The organism is Pantoea sp. X-Soil-TKNS-1280, from assembly GCF_059730475.1.
Window position 1 is genome coordinate 749,810 of the sequence record NZ_AP035962.1, and the last position, 17,279, is coordinate 767,088.

Genomic DNA, 17,279 nt, shown 5'->3' on the forward strand with positions numbered 1-17,279 from the left:
GGGCGGTTTTGTAAGTCGAGTGTGCTACATCAATGCGGGTTGTTACCCATTTGGTTTGGTTCTGTTACCAATTGCCAGTACATTACATTCTCATCTATTCCGTTTGCAATGGTAACTCAATGACAGTAACTCGCCTTCTTATAGTCACCCTGGCAACTTTCGCCTTCTCTGGTCCCCTCTTTGCCGAGGAGATCGGCTCTGTTGACACGGTGTTCAAGATGTTTGGCCCCGATCATAAGATCGTGGTGGAAGCCTTCGATGACCCCGATGTAAAAAATGTAACCTGTTATATCAGCCGGGCAAAAACCGGTGGGATCAAGGGCGGATTAGGCCTGGCGGAGGATACTTCCGACGCGGCGATTTCCTGCCAGCAGGTTGGACCGGTAACGCTTAGCGATAAAATTGCACAGGGTAAGGCGCAGGGGGATGTGGTGTTCCAGAAACGCACATCGCTGGTTTTTAAGAAGTTGCAGGTTGTACGCTTTTATGACCAAAAGCGCAATGCTTTGGTGTACCTGGCTTATTCCGACAAAGTGGTGGAAGGCTCACCGAAGAACGCGCTTAGCGCGGTGCCGATCATGCCGTGGCACTGATCATCGCCCATAAAAAAACGCCCTGACGGGCGTTTTTTCGCGGATAACTCAGTCCTGTAGCTCGCCGCAGAAGCGGTAACCTTCGCCGTGAATGGTGGCGATGATTTCTGGCGTATCCGGTGTGGACTCGAAATGCTTACGGATGCGGCGGATGGTGACATCCACGGTACGGTCATGCGGCTTTAGCTCGCGACCGGTCATCTTCTTCAGCAGATCAGCACGGGTCTGAATTTTGCCTGGGTTCTCGCAGAAGTGCAGCATGGCGCGGAATTCACTGCGCGGCAGTTTGTACTGCTCGCCGTTCGGGCTGATCAGTGAGCGGCTATTGATATCCAGCTCCCAGCCGTTGAAACGGTAGCTTTCCACCTGACGACGTTCTTCATTCGGCATCGCCAGATTCATGGTGCGTGACAACAGGTTGCGCGCACGGATGGTCAGCTCACGCGGGTTGAATGGTTTGGTGATGTAATCATCCGCACCAATTTCCAGACCAAGAATTTTGTCCACTTCATTATCACGGCCGGTCAGGAACATCAGTGCGACGTTCGCCTGCTCACGCAGTTCACGTGCCAGCAACAAGCCGTTTTTCCCGGGCAGGTTGATGTCCATGATCACCAGATTGACGTCGTTATCCGTCAGGACCTGATGCATTTCGGCGCCGTCGGTGGCTTCATAGACCACATAACCTTCCGCCTCAAAGATACTTTTGAGGGTGTTACGCGTGACCAGTTCGTCTTCAACGATAAGAATGTGCGGGGTCTGCATGTTTCGCTACCTAAAATTTGCCAACAAATCGAAAACAGGGCGTACGGCGGTTGAACTTACTGTGGGTAATAACAGCATGCCGTTCACAACCGGTGTACGAAATAATCTTCGGAATACACCATCCATCTACGTCAACTTCAGTGTTAGCTCAGCCAGTCAGGATGAATATTTGCGTGCCCCGTGGGTATCGGACTGGCGCTTATCCTAACCGTATTAACAGCAACCTAACAGCACCAACAACAACCGATAAGCATAAAAACAACGCTTCGTTGACTTATATCAAATGCAAGTGTAGCACGTTAACACTTTTATGAAAAACTTCTCCAGGAATGCCAGCTTAGCTCACAAAAAGCAGCATTTTTGCTACATTTCAGCTGCATAATAGCAAAACCAAAACCTGCCGGAAATTATATTTCAATAAGATGATATCTAATGCTTTTATATTAAAATGGTCCGGAAATTTAGCTTTAATACGTTAATTTATGCTACCCATCGGTTTTATTCGCTTTTAACATCCTTAACATCTTATTTTCTTATAGCGCTATGGTTGGTATTTTGCGGTCTGCATGCCAACATAGGCCGCGTTGTTAACAGTTCGATGGAAAAATCATGCATTTCCCCCTCATTCTTGTCTCTCCCGCCCGACCAGAAAATATCGGTGCGGCAGCCCGTGCGATGAAAACCATGGGATTTAGTGAGTTGCGTATTGTTGCCAGTGATGCCTGGCAGGACCCGGCAGCCAGGCGTGTGGCACATGGCGCGGGCGAGATCCTTGATAGCGTAAAAACTTATGACACGCTGAGCGCGGCATTGCAGGATGTGGACTTCTCTGTCGCGACCACCGCCCGCAGCCGGGCGAAGTTTCGTTACTACGCCACGCCCGCTCAGGTGGAAACCATTTTGCAGGAGAAACGCCAGTGGCTGAGCCGCATTGCACTGGTCTTTGGTCGTGAAGATAGCGGGTTAACTAACGAGGAACTGGACCAGGTGGATCTGCTGACCGGGATCCCGATGGCCAATGATTATCCCTCGCTGAATCTCGGCCAGGCGGTGATGGTGTACTGCTATCAGCTTGCGGCGCTGAATCAGGTGGTGGCTCCTGCGGCAGAGCGGGCAGACGCTCAGCAATTGCAGGCATTACGCGCGCGTTTCCAGCAATTACTGGTGCGCCTTGAGGTCAGCGACGATGCCAAGATGGCTGACTGGATCGATCAACGTATCGGTTTACTTGAGCAGCGCGACAGCGCCATGCTGCACCGTCTGCTGCATGATGTAGAAAAAAAACTTATAGATAATAACTCGGGTAAATCCTGAGTTTATAGTGACAGATCGGGACTTGTGGCTATTTGCTGAACGATCCCGATAGCATTTTCCGGGCAAAGCGTAGCACTGCGTAGTGGCGAAAAATCCAGCAAAGGACAAATTCGTTGACTTAACCGGCACTTTGCTTTAATTCTGGAAGGCAGACGGACAATCAAGACAGACAGAAAAAAATCTCAATGCGTACAATCAGCCTGAACACCACAATTATTATTACCACCACCATTACCACAGGTAACGGTGCGGGCTGACGCATACAGGAAAAACAAAAAAAGAAGCCCGCACCTAAACAGTGCGGGCTTTTTTTTCGGCAAAAATTCAGGAGAGCTTCAACCATGCGAGTGCTGAAATTCGGCGGGACCTCAGTAGCCAATGCGGAACGTTTTCTCCGCGTGGCAGACATTCTGGAAAGCAATGCGCAACAGGGACAGGTCGCCACCGTACTCTCTGCGCCAGCGAAAATTACCAATCATCTGGTCGCGATGATTGAGAAAACCATCAGCGGGCAGGATGCGTTGCCGAATATCAGCGATGCCGAACGTATTTTTGCCGACCTGTTGCAGGGGCTGGCCGATGCTCAGCCTGGCTTCGATTTTGATGGCTTAAAAACCCGTGTTGATCTCGAATTTGCTCAGCTGAAACAAGTGCTGCATGGCATCAGCCTGCTGGGACAGTGCCCGGATGCGGTGAATGCTGCCATCATCTGCCGGGGTGAGAAGCTGTCGATTGCCATCATGGAAGCGCTGTTGCAGGCGCGTGGCCACAAGGTCACGGTGATCGATCCGGTAGAAAAACTGCTGGCGGTGGGACACTACCTGGAATCGACAGTCGATATCGCCGAATCCACCCGCCGTATCGCTGCCAGCCAGATTCCGGCGGATCATATGATCCTGATGGCCGGTTTCACCGCCGGTAACGAGCGTGGTGAGCTGGTGGTGCTGGGCCGTAACGGTTCTGACTACTCGGCAGCGGTGCTGGCGGCCTGCTTGCGCGCGGATTGCTGTGAGATCTGGACTGACGTGGATGGCGTTTATACTTGTGACCCGCGGCAGGTGCCGGATGCGCGTCTGCTGAAATCCATGTCCTACCAGGAAGCGATGGAGCTGTCGTACTTTGGTGCCAAAGTTCTGCATCCCCGCACCATCGCCCCGATTGCCCAGTTCCAGATTCCCTGCCTGATCAAAAACACCGCCAATCCGCAAGCACCGGGCACCTTAATCGGTGGCGAAGGCGAGCATGATGAGAATCCGGTAAAAGGCATCACCAACCTGAACAACATGGCGATGTTCAACGTCTCCGGTCCGGGAATGAAAGGCATGGTGGGTATGGCTGCACGCGTGTTTGCGGCGATGTCCCGTACCGGCATCTCGGTGGTGTTGATCACCCAATCTTCTTCTGAATACAGCATCAGCTTCTGCGTACCGCAGAACGAGCTGGCGCGTGCGCGCCGCGTGCTGGAAGATGAATTCTATCTGGAACTGAAAGATGGCCTGCTGGATCCGCTCGAAGTGGTTGAGCAGCTGGCGATCATTTCCGTGGTCGGGGATGGCATGCGCACGCTGCGCGGCATTTCTGCCAAGTTCTTCTCCGCACTGGCGCGCGCCAATATCAATATCGTGGCGATTGCGCAGGGGTCGTCTGAGCGCTCCATCTCCGCCGTGGTCAGCAACGATGAAGTCACCACCGGAGTGCGCGTCGTTCACCAGATGCTGTTCGCCACCGATCAGGTGATCGAAGTGTTTGTGGTCGGCGTGGGTGGTGTGGGTGCTGCGCTGCTGGAGCAGCTGCATCGCCAGCAAGCCTGGCTGAAGCAGAAGCATATTGATTTGCGTGTGTGCGGCATCGCTAACTCACGCGCCTTGTTGACCAATGTCCACGGTATCGATCTGAGCAACTGGGAGTCGGCGCTGGCGGAAGCCAAAGAGCCGTTCAACCTCGGTCGCCTGATTCGTCTGGTGAAGGAATATCATCTGCTGAATCCGGTGATCGTCGATTGTACTTCCAGCCAGGCAGTGGCCGATCAATACGCCGATTTCCTTGCTGACGGTTTCCACGTGGTGACGCCGAATAAAAAGGCCAACACCTCATCGTGGAATTACTACCAGCAGATGCGCGCCGCCGCTGAGAAATCACGCCGTAAATTCCTGTATGACACCAACGTGGGTGCCGGTCTGCCGGTGATCGAAAACCTGCAAAATCTGTTGAATGCCGGTGATGAGCTGATCAAATTCTCCGGTATTCTCTCTGGCTCGCTGTCGTTTATTTTCGGCAAACTGGATGAGGGCGTGTCACTGTCGGCAGCGACCAACATGGCACGCGAACTGGGCTTTACCGAGCCGGACCCGCGTGATGATCTCTCCGGCACCGATGTGGCGCGCAAACTGCTGATTCTGGCGCGTGAAGCGGGACACCAGCTGGAACTGAGCGATATCGAGATCGAGCCGCTGCTGCCTGCCAGCCTGACGGAGATTGCCGATGTTGAGCAATTTATGCAGCGTTTACCGGAACTGGATAACGCCTTTGCGGCGCGCGTTGCCAAAGCACGCGATGAAGGTAAAGTGTTACGCTTCGTCGGTGCCATCGAAGAGGGTGGTGCCTGCAAGGTGAAAATTGATGCGGTGGATAGCAATGATCCGCTGTTTAAAGTCAAAAATGGCGAAAACGCGCTGGCCTTCTACAGCCGTTATTATCAGCCGATCCCGCTGGTTCTGCGTGGATACGGTGCCGGGAATGATGTGACAGCCGCTGGTGTATTTGCCGATCTGCTGCGCACTCTGTCGTGGAAGTTGGGAGTTTGATGATGGTAAAAATTTATGCACCGGCCTCGATAGGTAACGTCAGCGTCGGCTTTGATGTGCTGGGCGCGGCGGTTTCGCCGGTGGATGGCACCCTGCTGGGTGATTGTGTGTCGGTCGCAGCGGCCGACAGCTTTAGCCTGGTGAACGAAGGGCGCTTTGTCAGCAAACTGCCGACTAATCCCCAGGAAAACATTGTTTACCAGTGCTGGCAGCGTTTTTGTGAAGCGATTGGCAAAGAAGTCCCGGTGGCGATGACGCTGGAAAAAAACATGCCGATCGGTTCGGGTCTTGGCTCCAGCGCCTGCTCCGTGGTGGCGGGCCTGATGGCGATGAACGAATTCTGCGGCAAGCCGCTGAACGACACCGAACTGCTGGCGCTGATGGGCGAACTGGAAGGGCGCATTTCCGGCAGCGTGCATTACGACAACGTAGCGCCTTGTTTCCTCGGCGGCGTACAGCTGATGATTGAAGAGGATGGCATTATCAGCCAGCCAGTACCGTCGTTTGATGAGTGGCTGTGGGTGATGGCCTATCCGGGCATCAAAGTCTCCACCGCCGAAGCGCGCGCCATTCTGCCCGCGCAATATCGTAAGCAGGACATTATCAAGCATGGCCGTCTGCTCGGCGGTTTTATCCACGCCTGTCACACCGGTCAGCCCGCGCTTGCGGCTAAACTGATGCAGGATGTGGTGGCCGAGCCGTATCGCACCAAACTGCTGCCGGGCTTTGCCGAAGCGCGTAAAGCCGCTGCTGATATCGGTGCACTGGCTTGCGGTATTTCGGGGTCCGGCCCGACGCTTTTCGCCGTTTGCAACGAGATGGCAACGGCACAGCGGATGGCAGACTGGCTGAGCCAGCACTATCTACAGAATGAAGAAGGTTTCGTCCACATCTGCCGTCTTGATACGGCTGGCGCACGTAAATTGGGATAACGCATGAAACTCTATAACCTTAAGGATCATAACGAGCAGGTGAGCTTCGCTCAGGCAGTGAAGCAGGGCCTCGGCTCACAGCAGGGGCTGTTTTTCCCGCTTGAACTGCCGGAATTTGAACTGACCGATATCGACGCGATGCTGGAGATGGATTTTGTCACTCGCAGCAGCAAAATCCTCTCGGCTTTTATCGGTGATGAAATTGCCGCCCATCAGCTGGCTGAACGTGTCAAAGCCGCGTTTGCCTTCCCGGCACCGGTGGCAAAAGTCAGTGACGATGTGGCCTGTCTGGAACTGTTCCACGGCCCGACGCTGGCGTTTAAAGATTTCGGCGGCCGCTTTATGGCGCAGATGCTTTCCTACGTGAGTGGTGCCGATGAGAAGATCACCATTCTGACTGCCACCTCAGGCGACACCGGTGCTGCGGTCGCGCATGCGTTTTACGGCATGGAAAACGTGCGTGTCGTGATCCTCTATCCGCAGGGCAAAATCAGCCCGTTGCAGGAAAAACTGTTCTGTACCCTGGGCGGCAACATCGAAACCATCGCCATTGATGGCGACTTTGATGCCTGTCAGGCACTGGTGAAGCAGGCATTTGATGATGAAGAGCTGAAAAAGGCAATTGGCCTGAACTCCGCTAACTCCATCAATATCAGTCGCCTGCTGGCGCAGATTTGTTACTACTTCGAAGCGGTAGCCCAGCTGCCACAGGAAAAACGCAATCAGCTGGTAGTGTCGGTGCCGAGCGGCAACTTTGGCGACCTGACAGCAGGCCTGCTGGCAAAATCACTCGGCCTGCCGATCAAACGTTTTATCGCGGCCACCAACGCCAACGATACCGTACCGCGCTTCCTTGCCAACGGTGAGTGGACACCGCATGCCACCGTGGCAACGCTGTCCAACGCGATGGATGTGAGCCAGCCGAACAACTGGCCGCGCGTGGAAGAATTGTTCCGCCGCAAAACCTGGCGTCTGGGCGATCTGGCCTACGGCGCGGTGAGTGACGAGACCACCAAAGCCACTATGCGTGAGCTGGCGGCAATCGGTTATCTCTCTGAACCGCATGCGGCGATTGCTTATCGTCTGCTACGCGATCAGTTACAGGAAGGTGAGTACGGCCTGTTCCTCGGCACTGCGCATCCGGCGAAGTTTAAGGAGAGTGTAGAAGCGATTCTGGAACAGACGCTGCCGTTGCCGGAAGCCCTGGCCGAGCGTGCTGACCTGCCGCTGCTGTCACATGATATGCAAGCAGACTTCGCCCCGTTGCGTACGTTTTTGATGAAGTAACGTAAAAAATGGCTGGCGCTTGCCAGCCATTTTTTTCATCCAGTGTAACGGCGCGATTTATCGCGCGGTTTTTGAAGGCGAGCAATAAATCGCGCCGCTACAGGCTATTTTTGCTCGTGACGCTTAAACACTAACTCGTTTTCGCTGCTCTCTGCCGCCGCAAAGAAATACCCATCCACATCGAACTTCTTCAGTTGTTCCGGCTTGCTCAGGCGATGCTGGATGACATAACGGCTCATCAGGCCACGCGCTTTCTTGGCATAGAAACTGATGACCTTAAATTTGCCGTTCTTCTCATCGAGGAAGACGGGTTTGATCAGGCGTCCGGCCAGTTTCTTCGGTTTGATGGCTTTGAAATATTCGTCTGAGGCGAGGTTAATCAGCACATCATCACCTTGCTCCGCCAACGCTGCATTCAGCTTCTCAGTCAGCAAATCTCCCCAGAAGCCGTACAGATCCTTCGCGTCGGGGTTCGCCAGTTTGATCCCCATCTCCAGCCGGTATGGCTGCATCAGATCGAGCGGACGGAGCAAGCCATACAAACCTGACAACATGCGCAGATGCTGCTGGGCGAAGGCAAAATCTTTATCGCTAAAGGTCTCCGCCTGCAAACCGGTATAGACATCCCCCTTAAACGCCAGAATGGCCTGACGCGCATTCTCCAGCGTGAAGGGTGGCTGCCAGTCATTAAAACGGTCAGCATTGAGGTGTGCCAGTTTGTCGCTGATGCCCATCAGCGACGCGATTTGTGCCGGTGACAGATCGCGGGCGACATCAATCAGCTGTTGTGACTTTTCTAACAGCGCCGGTTGGGTGAATTGTTGTGTCGCAAGCGGGCTGTCAAAATCCAGTGTCTTGGCTGGCGAGATAACCATCAGCATCGTTTTGTCCTCAAGTTACCCTTAGGGTTATCAGGGTATTAACGGAAAATTTGTCCGGGCGAGTGTAGCAAAAAAGCGGCACGGATCGGCAAATCGCTCCCATTTGCGAATGCTTAGTAAAGGGCACGCCACGACCTTGCACCGTGGTTACCGCGTGATATTATCGCAACAGCCTTTTTACACCCTGACAGTCAACCTAAGAGAAAAGAGAACCATGACGGACAAACTTACTTCCTTGCGTCAGCTGACTACTGTGGTAGCCGACACCGGTGATATCGCGGCGATGAAACTTTATCAACCGCAGGATGCAACCACCAACCCTTCTTTAATCCTCAATGCCGCTCAGATCCCTGAATACCGTAAACTGATTGACGAAGCCATTAGCTGGGCGCGTCAGCAGAGCAGCAACAAAGAAGAACAATTGCAGCTGGTTTCTGACAAGCTGGCCGTCAACATTGGTCTGGAAATTCTCAAACTGATCCCGGGTCGTATTTCGACTGAAGTGGATGCACGCCTGTCATACGACACCGAAGCGAGCATCGCCAAAGCCCGTAGCCTGATCAAACTGTATAACGATGCCGGTATCAGCAATGATCGCATCCTGATCAAACTGGCTTCTACCTGGCAGGGCATCCGCGCTGCGGAGCAGCTGGAGAAAGAAGGTATCAACTGTAACCTGACCCTGCTGTTCTCCTTCGCTCAGGCGCGTGCCTGTGCCGAAGCGGGCGTGTTCCTGATCTCTCCGTTCGTTGGCCGTATTCTTGACTGGTACAAAGCTAACACCGACAAGAAAGAGTACGCTGCGCACGAAGATCCGGGCGTGGTTTCTGTTTCTGAGATCTACGATTACTACAAACAGCACGGTTACGAAACCGTGGTGATGGGCGCGAGCTTCCGTAACGTCGGCGAAATCATCGAGCTGGCCGGTTGCGACCGTCTGACTATCTCCCCGAACCTGCTGAAAGAGCTGGCTGAGAGCGAAGGTACCGTTGAGCGTAAACTGAGCTACAGCGGCGAAGTGAAAGCGCGTCCGGCAAAAATGACCGAATCCGAGTTCCTGTGGCAGCATAACCAGGATCCGATGGCGGTGACCAAACTGGCTGAAGGCATCCGTAACTTTGCCATCGACCAGGGCAAACTTGAGAAGATGATTGCCGAACTGCTGTAAGTGATGACCCCGTGGCGGCAACACACCACCGTCCGCCACGGTTTTAAACTTTCTTCTCCCTTTCGCTTTGTATTATCCTTCTTTAAATCCCCCTTTATATTTATGCCGCATGCGGTAAACCACAGCGATAACTCTATGGATACATTACGTATTGGATTAATTTCCGTTTCCGATCGCGCTGCGAACGGCATTTATCAGGATCAAGGCATTCCGGCACTGGAGAGCTGGCTCGGCAGCGCGCTGACCACGCCGTTTGAAATCGAAACCCGCCTGGTGCCGGATGAGCAGCCGATGATTGAGCAGGCGATTTGTGAACTGGTGGACGAGCTTTTTTGCCATCTGGTTCTGACCACGGGCGGCACCGGACCTGCGCGCCGTGATGTGACACCGGATGCCACCCTGGCCGTGGCCGACCGTGAGATGCCGGGCTTTGGCGAGCAGATGCGTCAAATCAGCCTGCAATTTGTGCCGACGGCGATCCTGTCGCGCCAGGTAGGGGTGATCCGCAAACAATCGTTGATCCTCAACTTGCCCGGGCAGCCGAAATCAATCAAAGAAACGCTGGAAGGGCTCAAAGCGGAAGATGGCAGCGTAAAAGTACCTGGCATCTTTGCAGCTGTACCGTATTGTTTACAGTTGCTGGAGGGGCCATATGTCGAAACAAACCCGCAGGTGGTAGCAGCATTTCGGCCAAAAAGCGCACGTAGGGAAACAAACGTCTGAAAATCGCCATTTTCAGGCATAAAATTCAGTCTTACTGGTGTGGCAAAAAATTGACGGTATAGTAAGTATAACTTTACAACTACACTAATTTTGCCTCTGGATACCGGTACGTTATGGATTCGCACTCGACGCGTCGCCTCAATCGACAGGATTACAAAACTCTGGCGCTGGCTGCCCTTGGCGGGGCGCTGGAATTTTACGATTTCATCATCTTTGTATTTTTCGCTGCGGTCATCGGTGAACTCTTCTTCCCGGCCGATATACCGGAGTGGCTGCGTCAGGTGCAGACCTTTGCCATCTTTGCGGCGGGTTATCTGGCGCGTCCGCTGGGCGGCATCATCATGGCGCACTTTGGTGACAAGGTTGGCCGTAAGAAGATGTTCAGCCTGAGTATCCTGCTGATGGCCCTGCCGACGCTGGCGATGGGCGCGTTGCCGACCTATGCCAGCATCGGGATTGCGGCTCCGTTATTGATGCTGTTGCTGCGTGTATTGCAGGGGGCCGCCATCGGTGGCGAAGTGCCCGGCGCATGGGTGTTTGTGGCTGAGCACGTACCCGAAAAACGCGTCGGTTTTGCCTGCGGTACCTTAACGGCGGGCTTAACTGCCGGCATTCTGCTCGGTTCGCTGGTGGCAACCATTATCAATACCTCACTGACCCCGGCGGCGATTGCCGATCATGGCTGGCGTATTCCGTTCTTCCTCGGCGGGGTGTTTGGTCTGCTGGCGATGTATCTGCGTCGCTGGTTACATGAAACACCGGTGTTTCAGCAGATGCAGCAGCGTAAAGCGCTGGCTGATGCACTGCCGCTGCAAACTATCCTGGCCCATCATAAACGTAGCATCGTGATTTCCATGCTGCTCACCTGGCTGCTCTCTGCCTGCATTGTGGTGGTGATTCTGATGGCACCAACCCTGATGCAAAAACAGCACGCGATTCCGGCTGCGCTCAGTTTGCAGGCCAACAGTTTTGCCACAGTGATGCTGCTGTTTGGCTGCGTCATTGCCGGCTGGGTGGTGGATCGCTTCGGTGCGGCGCGCACGCTGGTGGTGGGGTCATTGTTGCTGGCTATCGCCAGCTGGAATTTCTTCCATCAGCTCGACGGAGCGCCAGAGATGCTGTTTGTCTGGTATGGCCTGGCGGGACTGTGCGTCGGTGTGGTGGGGGTGGTGCCGTTTGTGATGGTACGCGCCTTCCCGGCGGCGGTGCGTTTCACCGGCATTTCCTTTTCCTATAACGTCGCCTACGCCATCTTTGGTGGGCTGACTCCGATTAGCGTGACGCTAATGATGCGTGTGACGCCGATGGCCCCCGCCTGGTATGTACTGGCACTGGCGGGTATTGGCTTCGTCGTTGGTATCTGGCTGTTGCGCGATAATCGGCAGGAAAGTGTGCAGCTTGAGGGGCCCATCCACACCTCATAAATGATCACGCGGAGCCTGCAGGCTCCGCGTGGCTATCAGCGGGTGGCACCAATCGGCAGGATGGTCCGTCCCCATTGTTCATTCAGCACTTCACCCATCGCCAGATAGATGGCGCTGGCACCGCACACCAGGCCGATCCACCCCCCTATGCGTACCAGCAGGGTGTTATCGATCAAATGCCCAATTGCCAGCATGGCAAACAGCACCGTCAAACTGGCAAAAACAAATTGCAGCATCAATGGGCCGGTGAGAGTGCCGAAGAACAAAAACAGCGTGAATACGCCCCATAAGCCGAGATAAGCGCCGAGGAAATGGCTATCGGCGGCTTCTGCCAGCCCCATTTTGGGCAGCAGCAGAATCGCGACCAGCGTCAGCCAGAAGCTACCGTAAGAGGCAAACGCTGTCAGACCAAAGGTGTTCCCTTTTTTAAACTCCAGCAGGCCCGCAAAGATTTGCGCCAGGCCGCCATAAAAAATGCCCATCGCCAGAATGATAGTGTCCATCGCGAAGAGTCCGGTGTTGTGCAGGTTGAGCAGAATGGTGGTCATACCGAAACCCATTAAGCCCAGCGGCGCAGGATTCGCCAGAGAGATGTTGCGCATAGTTCCTCAGAGGTAATGTTGTGTAGACCCCTCGTTGTGGGGGTGCTGCATAATAATCAGCCACCACAAGGGCATCTTTGATCTGAAAGGGGGGAGATAATTAAAATTTTTTTAGTTTTAACCCTTGATGCGCTTCGAAGCGGCCCCATCTAGTTGTCATCGAGTGTTGTGGAGCAGGAAAAAAAGCCTGCTCAGGCAGTTGAAAGCGGCAAGATTTGCCCGCATCTCTGCTTCACAACCCAATTTGGCACAGAATTTAAGTGGGAGACGTTTAGATGGGTAAGATTATTGGTATTGACCTGGGTACAACCAACTCTTGTGTTGCGATTATGGACGGCACTAAAGCACGCGTGCTGGAAAATGCCGAAGGCGATCGTACCACGCCTTCAATTATTGCTTATACACAGGATGGCGAAACTCTGGTCGGTCAACCGGCTAAACGTCAGGCGGTGACTAACCCGCAGAACACTCTGTTCGCGATTAAGCGCCTGATTGGCCGTCGTTTTCAGGACGAAGAAGTGCAGCGTGATATCAAAATCATGCCGTACAAAATCACCGCAGCAGATAACGGTGATGCATGGCTGGAAGTGAAAGGCCAGAAAATGGCTCCGCCGCAGATCTCTGCGGAAGTGCTGAAAAAAATGAAGAAAACCGCGGAAGACTTCCTCGGTGAGCCAGTGACTGAAGCGGTGATTACCGTTCCGGCTTACTTCAACGATGCACAGCGTCAGGCCACCAAAGATGCCGGTCGTATCGCGGGCCTGGAAGTAAAACGTATTATTAACGAACCGACTGCTGCGGCGCTGGCTTACGGCCTCGACAAAGGTCAGGGCAACCGCACCATCGCGGTCTATGACCTGGGCGGCGGTACGTTCGATATCTCCATCATCGAAATCGACGAAGTTGATGGCGAAAAAACCTTTGAAGTGCTGGCAACCAACGGTGATACCCATCTGGGTGGTGAAGACTTCGACAGCCGTCTGATCAACTACCTCGTTGCTGAGTTCAAGAAAGATCAGGGCATCGATCTGCACAACGATCCGCTGGCGATGCAGCGTCTGAAAGAAGCCGCAGAGAAAGCGAAAATCGAACTGTCTTCTGCCCAGCAGACTGACGTGAACCTGCCGTACATCACCGCGGATGCGACCGGTCCTAAGCACCTGAACATCAAAGTGACCCGTGCGAAACTGGAATCACTGGTAGAAGACCTGGTTGCGCGTTCTATTGAGCCGCTGAAAGTGGCACTGCAGGATGCGGGTCTGTCAGTTTCTGACATCAACGATGTCATCCTGGTGGGCGGTCAAACGCGTATGCCGCTGGTTCAGGCCAAAGTTACCGAGTTCTTTGGTAAAGAACCACGTAAAGACGTGAACCCGGACGAAGCGGTTGCCGTAGGTGCTGCGGTACAGGGTGGTGTGCTGGGCGGCGACGTGAAAGACGTACTGCTGCTGGACGTAACCCCGCTGTCACTGGGTATCGAAACCATGGGTAGCGTGATGACTTCGCTGATCAGCAAGAACACCACCATCCCGACCAAACACAGCCAGGTGTTCTCGACTGCTGAAGATAACCAGTCTGCCGTGACCATTCACGTGCTGCAGGGTGAGCGTAAACGTGCCAGCGATAACAAATCACTGGGCCAGTTTAACCTCGACGGTATCCAGGCTGCACCGCGCGGTATGCCGCAGATCGAAGTGACCTTCGACATCGATGCGGATGGTATCCTGCATGTGTCTGCGAAAGACAAAAACAGCGGTAAAGAGCAGAAGATCACCATTAAAGCTTCTTCAGGTCTGAACGAAGAAGAGATCGAAAAAATGGTACGTGACGCGGAAGCGAATGCTGAAGCTGACCGTAAATTCGAAGAGCTGGTGCAGACGCGTAACCAGGGCGACCAGATTGCGCACAGCACCCGTAAGCAGCTGGATGAAGCCGGTGACAAGCTGTCTGCCGATGACAAAGCACCGATTGAATCTGCGCTGAACGATCTGAACACCGCGCTGAAAGGCGAAGACAAAGCCGAAATCGAAGCGAAGATGCAGGCTCTGATGCAGGTTTCCAGCAAACTGATGGAAATGGCACAGCAGCAGGGTCAGGCGGGCGCGGCAGATGCTGGCGATGCTTCCGCGAAGAAAGATGACGACGTAGTCGACGCTGAATTCGAAGAAGTTAAAGATAAAAAATAATTGCCCCTGACCGGGCGCGACGGCTGGCCTGACAGCCGTTGAAACCAGCACGGGCGTAGGAGATCTCTCCACGCCCGTGCGATCATGTTAAGGGCAGAAGATGGCGAAGAGTGATTTTTACGAGATCTTAGGCGTCTCTAAATCGGCTGATGAGCGCGAAATCAAAAAGGCTTATAAGCGCCTGGCGATGAAGTATCACCCGGACCGTAACCCGGGCGATAAAGAAGCCGAAGCGAAATTCAAAGAGGTTAAGGAAGCCTACGAAATTCTGACCGATGCGCAGAAGCGCGCGGCCTACGACCAGTACGGTCATGCGGCGTTTGAACAAGGTGGCATGGGCGGCGGTGGATTTGGTGGCGGCGGCTTCGGCGGCGGCGGTGCTGATTTCAGCGATATCTTTGGCGACGTATTTGGCGATATTTTTGGTGGTGGCCGCCGTCAGCGTGCTGCCCGTGGCGCCGATTTACGCTACAACATGGACCTGACGCTGGAAGAAGCGGTGCGCGGCGTGACCAAAGAGATCCGCATTCCAACCCTGGAAGAGTGTGAGGTCTGCCACGGCAGCGGCGCGAAGGCGGGTACGCAACCCCAAACCTGTCCGACCTGTCATGGTGCTGGTCAGGTGCAGATGCGCCAGGGCTTTTTCACTGTGCAGCAGGCGTGTCCGACCTGTCATGGTCGCGGCTCGGTGATTAAAGATCCGTGCAATGCCTGTCATGGTCACGGTCGCGTTGAGCGCTCGAAAACCCTGTCGGTGAAAATCCCGGCTGGCGTTGATACCGGTGACCGTATCCGTCTGAGCGGAGAAGGGGAAGCGGGTGAGCATGGCGCACCGGCTGGCGATCTTTATGTTCAGGTGTCAGTGAAAAAACACCCGATCTTCGAACGTGAAGATAACAACCTGTACTGTGAAGTGCCGATCAACTTCGCGATGGCAGCCCTGGGCGGCGAGATTGAAGTGCCGACCCTGGATGGCCGTGTGAAGCTGAAAGTACCGTCAGAAACGCAGACCGGTAAATTGTTCCGCATGCGCGGTAAAGGTGTGAAATCAGTACGAGGTGGTGCGGTGGGTGACCTGCTGTGCCGCGTGGTGGTGGAAACCCCGGTCAGCCTGAACGACAAACAGAAAGCGCTGCTGCGTGAACTGGAGGAGAGTTTTGGCGGCCCGACCGGTGAGAAAAACAGCCCTCGTTCCAAGAGCTTCTTTGACGGCGTGAAGAAGTTTTTTGACGACTTAACCCGCTAAGTTTTTCTGCGTCATCCTGAAAGCCAGCGCTACGTCGCTGGCTTTTTTATTGCCTGATTTCCCCCAATCATTCGGTTTTTTCGAACCTGGCCTAATAAATAATCTGTTTTTTTCGAGTTAATATTGCCGCTAAGCTAATCGCCTTTTTACTATTCGCTTACAACAAGGAATCTGGACGTGAATATCCGTTTGAAAAAATTGCTTAACAGCGACGCCAGCAGCGGCGTCGTGCTGATTATTGCCGCGGCCATTGCCATGCTGCTGGCTAACAACGTCAACACCCACCAGGGTTATCTCGACCTGCTTAACATTCCGGTGGAGTTCCGTTTTGGTGCGCTGGACATCAGCAAAAATTTGCTGCTGTGGATCAACGATGCGCTGATGGCGGTGTTCTTCCTGATGGTTGGCCTGGAGGTGAAGCGAGAAATGGTGATGGGGGCGCTGGCCCGACGCGATCAGGCGATTTTCCCGCTGATTGCGGCGCTTGGCGGTATGGTGGTACCCGGCTTAGTGTTCCTGCTCTTTAACGTCGGTGATGCAGCCACCCGCAGCGGCTGGGCCATTCCCACCGCAACGGATATCGCTTTCGCGCTGGGTATCCTGGCACTCCTGGGGAGCCGGGTTCCGCCTGCGCTGAAGATCTTCCTGATGGCGCTGGCGATCATTGACGATCTGGGCGCTATCGTGATTATCGCGCTGTTCTATACCAGCGATCTTTCTTTAATGTCGTTAGGTGTGGCCGCTGGCGCGATTGTGGTGCTGGGCATCATGAACCTGCTGAATGTGCGTAACACCGGTTTGTATTTGCTGGTGGGGCTGGTGCTGTGGACCGCAGTGTTGAAATCCGGCGTGCATGCCACGCTGGCTGGCGTGGTGGTGGGTTTCCTGATCCCGCTGAAGAAGAAAGAGGGCCATTCTCCGGCCATCCATCTGGAGCACGCGCTGCATCCATGGGTACGTTGGCTGATTCTGCCACTATTTGCCTTCGCCAATGCAGGCGTTTCGCTGGCGGGAGTGACACCAGGCAGCCTGTTCTCGCTGTTGCCGCTCGGCATCATGCTGGGGCTGTTTATTGGCAAACCCCTTGGCATCACGCTGTTTTGCTGGCTTGGCGTAAAAACCGGGGTAGCGAAATTGCCGGATAATACCTCACTACGCGATATCGCTGCCGTCGGCGTGTTGTGCGGCATCGGCTTTACCATGTCGATTTTTATTGCCTCGCTGGCGTATGGCGAAGCCGATCCCCAGCTGATCACGCTGGCGAAACTGGGTATTTTGCTGGGGTCGGTCATCTCGGCCATCGTCGGCTATTTCCTGCTGTGGCGACGTCTGCCGCGCCAGGTGGCATAAGCTG

The 17,279-nt window shown here is 54.3% G+C and carries 15 protein-coding genes and 1 other annotated feature; of the genes, 12 read left to right on the plus strand and 3 right to left on the minus strand.

From position 1 onward, the window contains the following. The first annotated feature begins 119 nt into the window (after positions 1-119). Complete coding sequence (creA, locus tag AC6I8X_RS03415; RefSeq protein WP_084872528.1) at positions 120-593, plus strand: protein CreA; 474 nt, start codon at positions 120-122, stop codon at positions 591-593. A gap of 48 nt (positions 594-641) precedes the next feature. On the opposite strand, the gene arcA is transcribed toward creA, so the two are convergent. Further along, a complete protein-coding gene (gene arcA / locus AC6I8X_RS03420) occupies positions 642-1,358 on the minus strand; it encodes a two-component system response regulator ArcA (protein WP_208713949.1) in 717 nt (238 codons plus the stop codon). A gap of 609 nt (positions 1,359-1,967) precedes the next feature. Between arcA and AC6I8X_RS03425 the strand changes: the two genes are divergently transcribed. From AC6I8X_RS03425 to thrC, 5 genes are all read left to right on the plus strand, one after another. Beyond that, a complete protein-coding gene (locus AC6I8X_RS03425) occupies positions 1,968-2,672 on the plus strand; it encodes a tRNA/rRNA methyltransferase (protein WP_313683818.1) in 705 nt (234 codons plus the stop codon). Positions 2,673-2,857: 185 nt separating this feature from the next. Then, complete coding sequence (gene thrL / locus AC6I8X_RS03430) at positions 2,858-2,929, plus strand: thr operon leader peptide (RefSeq protein ID WP_084878310.1); 72 nt, start codon at positions 2,858-2,860, stop codon at positions 2,927-2,929. After that, positions 2,865-2,987: a sequence feature (Thr leader region), on the plus strand. It overlaps the preceding gene by 65 nt. A gap of 26 nt (positions 2,988-3,013) precedes the next feature. Further along, positions 3,014-5,476, plus strand: a complete 2,463-nt coding sequence (thrA, locus tag AC6I8X_RS03435; RefSeq protein WP_332663045.1) for a bifunctional aspartate kinase/homoserine dehydrogenase I — start codon at positions 3,014-3,016, stop codon at positions 5,474-5,476. A 2-nt stretch (positions 5,477-5,478) separates the two neighbouring features. Continuing rightward, a complete protein-coding gene (thrB, locus tag AC6I8X_RS03440) occupies positions 5,479-6,408 on the plus strand; it encodes a homoserine kinase (protein ID WP_299458316.1) in 930 nt (309 codons plus the stop codon). Between the two features lie 3 nt (positions 6,409-6,411). Continuing rightward, positions 6,412-7,695: a threonine synthase gene (thrC, locus tag AC6I8X_RS03445; protein ID WP_313689262.1), complete on the plus strand. Its 1,284-nt coding sequence runs from the start codon at positions 6,412-6,414 to the stop codon at positions 7,693-7,695. 104 nt (positions 7,696-7,799) lie between these two features. Here the strand turns inward: thrC and yaaA are convergent, their stop codons facing one another. Then, positions 7,800-8,576, minus strand: a complete 777-nt coding sequence (gene yaaA, locus AC6I8X_RS03450; protein WP_497840572.1) for a peroxide stress protein YaaA — start codon at positions 8,574-8,576, stop codon at positions 7,800-7,802. Positions 8,577-8,790: 214 nt separating this feature from the next. Here yaaA and tal point away from each other — a divergent pair, with 214 nt between their 5' ends. The 3 genes from tal (at position 8,791) to AC6I8X_RS03465 (ending at position 11,891) form a co-directional block, all read left to right on the plus strand. Then, positions 8,791-9,744 carry a transaldolase gene (tal, locus tag AC6I8X_RS03455; protein ID WP_299457535.1) on the plus strand — a complete coding sequence of 318 codons (954 nt, stop codon included), beginning with the start codon at positions 8,791-8,793 and terminating at the stop codon, positions 9,742-9,744. A gap of 135 nt (positions 9,745-9,879) precedes the next feature. Beyond that, positions 9,880-10,467 (plus strand): molybdopterin adenylyltransferase, encoded by a 588-nt coding sequence (mog, locus tag AC6I8X_RS03460; protein ID WP_084872546.1) that lies wholly within the window; start codon positions 9,880-9,882, stop codon positions 10,465-10,467. Positions 10,468-10,580: 113 nt separating this feature from the next. Continuing rightward, positions 10,581-11,891 carry an MFS transporter gene (locus AC6I8X_RS03465; protein WP_497840573.1) on the plus strand — a complete coding sequence of 437 codons (1,311 nt, stop codon included), beginning with the start codon at positions 10,581-10,583 and terminating at the stop codon, positions 11,889-11,891. Positions 11,892-11,926: 35 nt separating this feature from the next. On the opposite strand, the gene satP is transcribed toward AC6I8X_RS03465, so the two are convergent. After that, entirely contained in the window at positions 11,927-12,493 is a 567-nt protein-coding gene (gene satP / locus AC6I8X_RS03470) for an acetate uptake transporter (RefSeq protein ID WP_208713956.1), read from the minus strand. Between the two features lie 275 nt (positions 12,494-12,768). On the opposite strand from satP, the gene dnaK reads away from it, so the two are divergent. From dnaK to nhaA, 3 genes are all read left to right on the plus strand, one after another. Continuing rightward, positions 12,769-14,679 carry a molecular chaperone DnaK gene (dnaK, locus tag AC6I8X_RS03475; RefSeq protein WP_299457525.1) on the plus strand — a complete coding sequence of 637 codons (1,911 nt, stop codon included), beginning with the start codon at positions 12,769-12,771 and terminating at the stop codon, positions 14,677-14,679. Between the two features lie 100 nt (positions 14,680-14,779). After that, positions 14,780-15,925: a molecular chaperone DnaJ gene (dnaJ, locus tag AC6I8X_RS03480; RefSeq protein ID WP_084872557.1), complete on the plus strand. Its 1,146-nt coding sequence runs from the start codon at positions 14,780-14,782 to the stop codon at positions 15,923-15,925. 177 nt (positions 15,926-16,102) lie between these two features. After that, the gene (nhaA, locus tag AC6I8X_RS03485) at positions 16,103-17,275 is read left to right on the plus strand and encodes a Na+/H+ antiporter NhaA (protein WP_299457522.1); all 1,173 of its coding nucleotides are present in this window, start codon (positions 16,103-16,105) and stop codon (positions 17,273-17,275) included. The last annotated feature ends 4 nt before the right edge of the window (positions 17,276-17,279 follow it).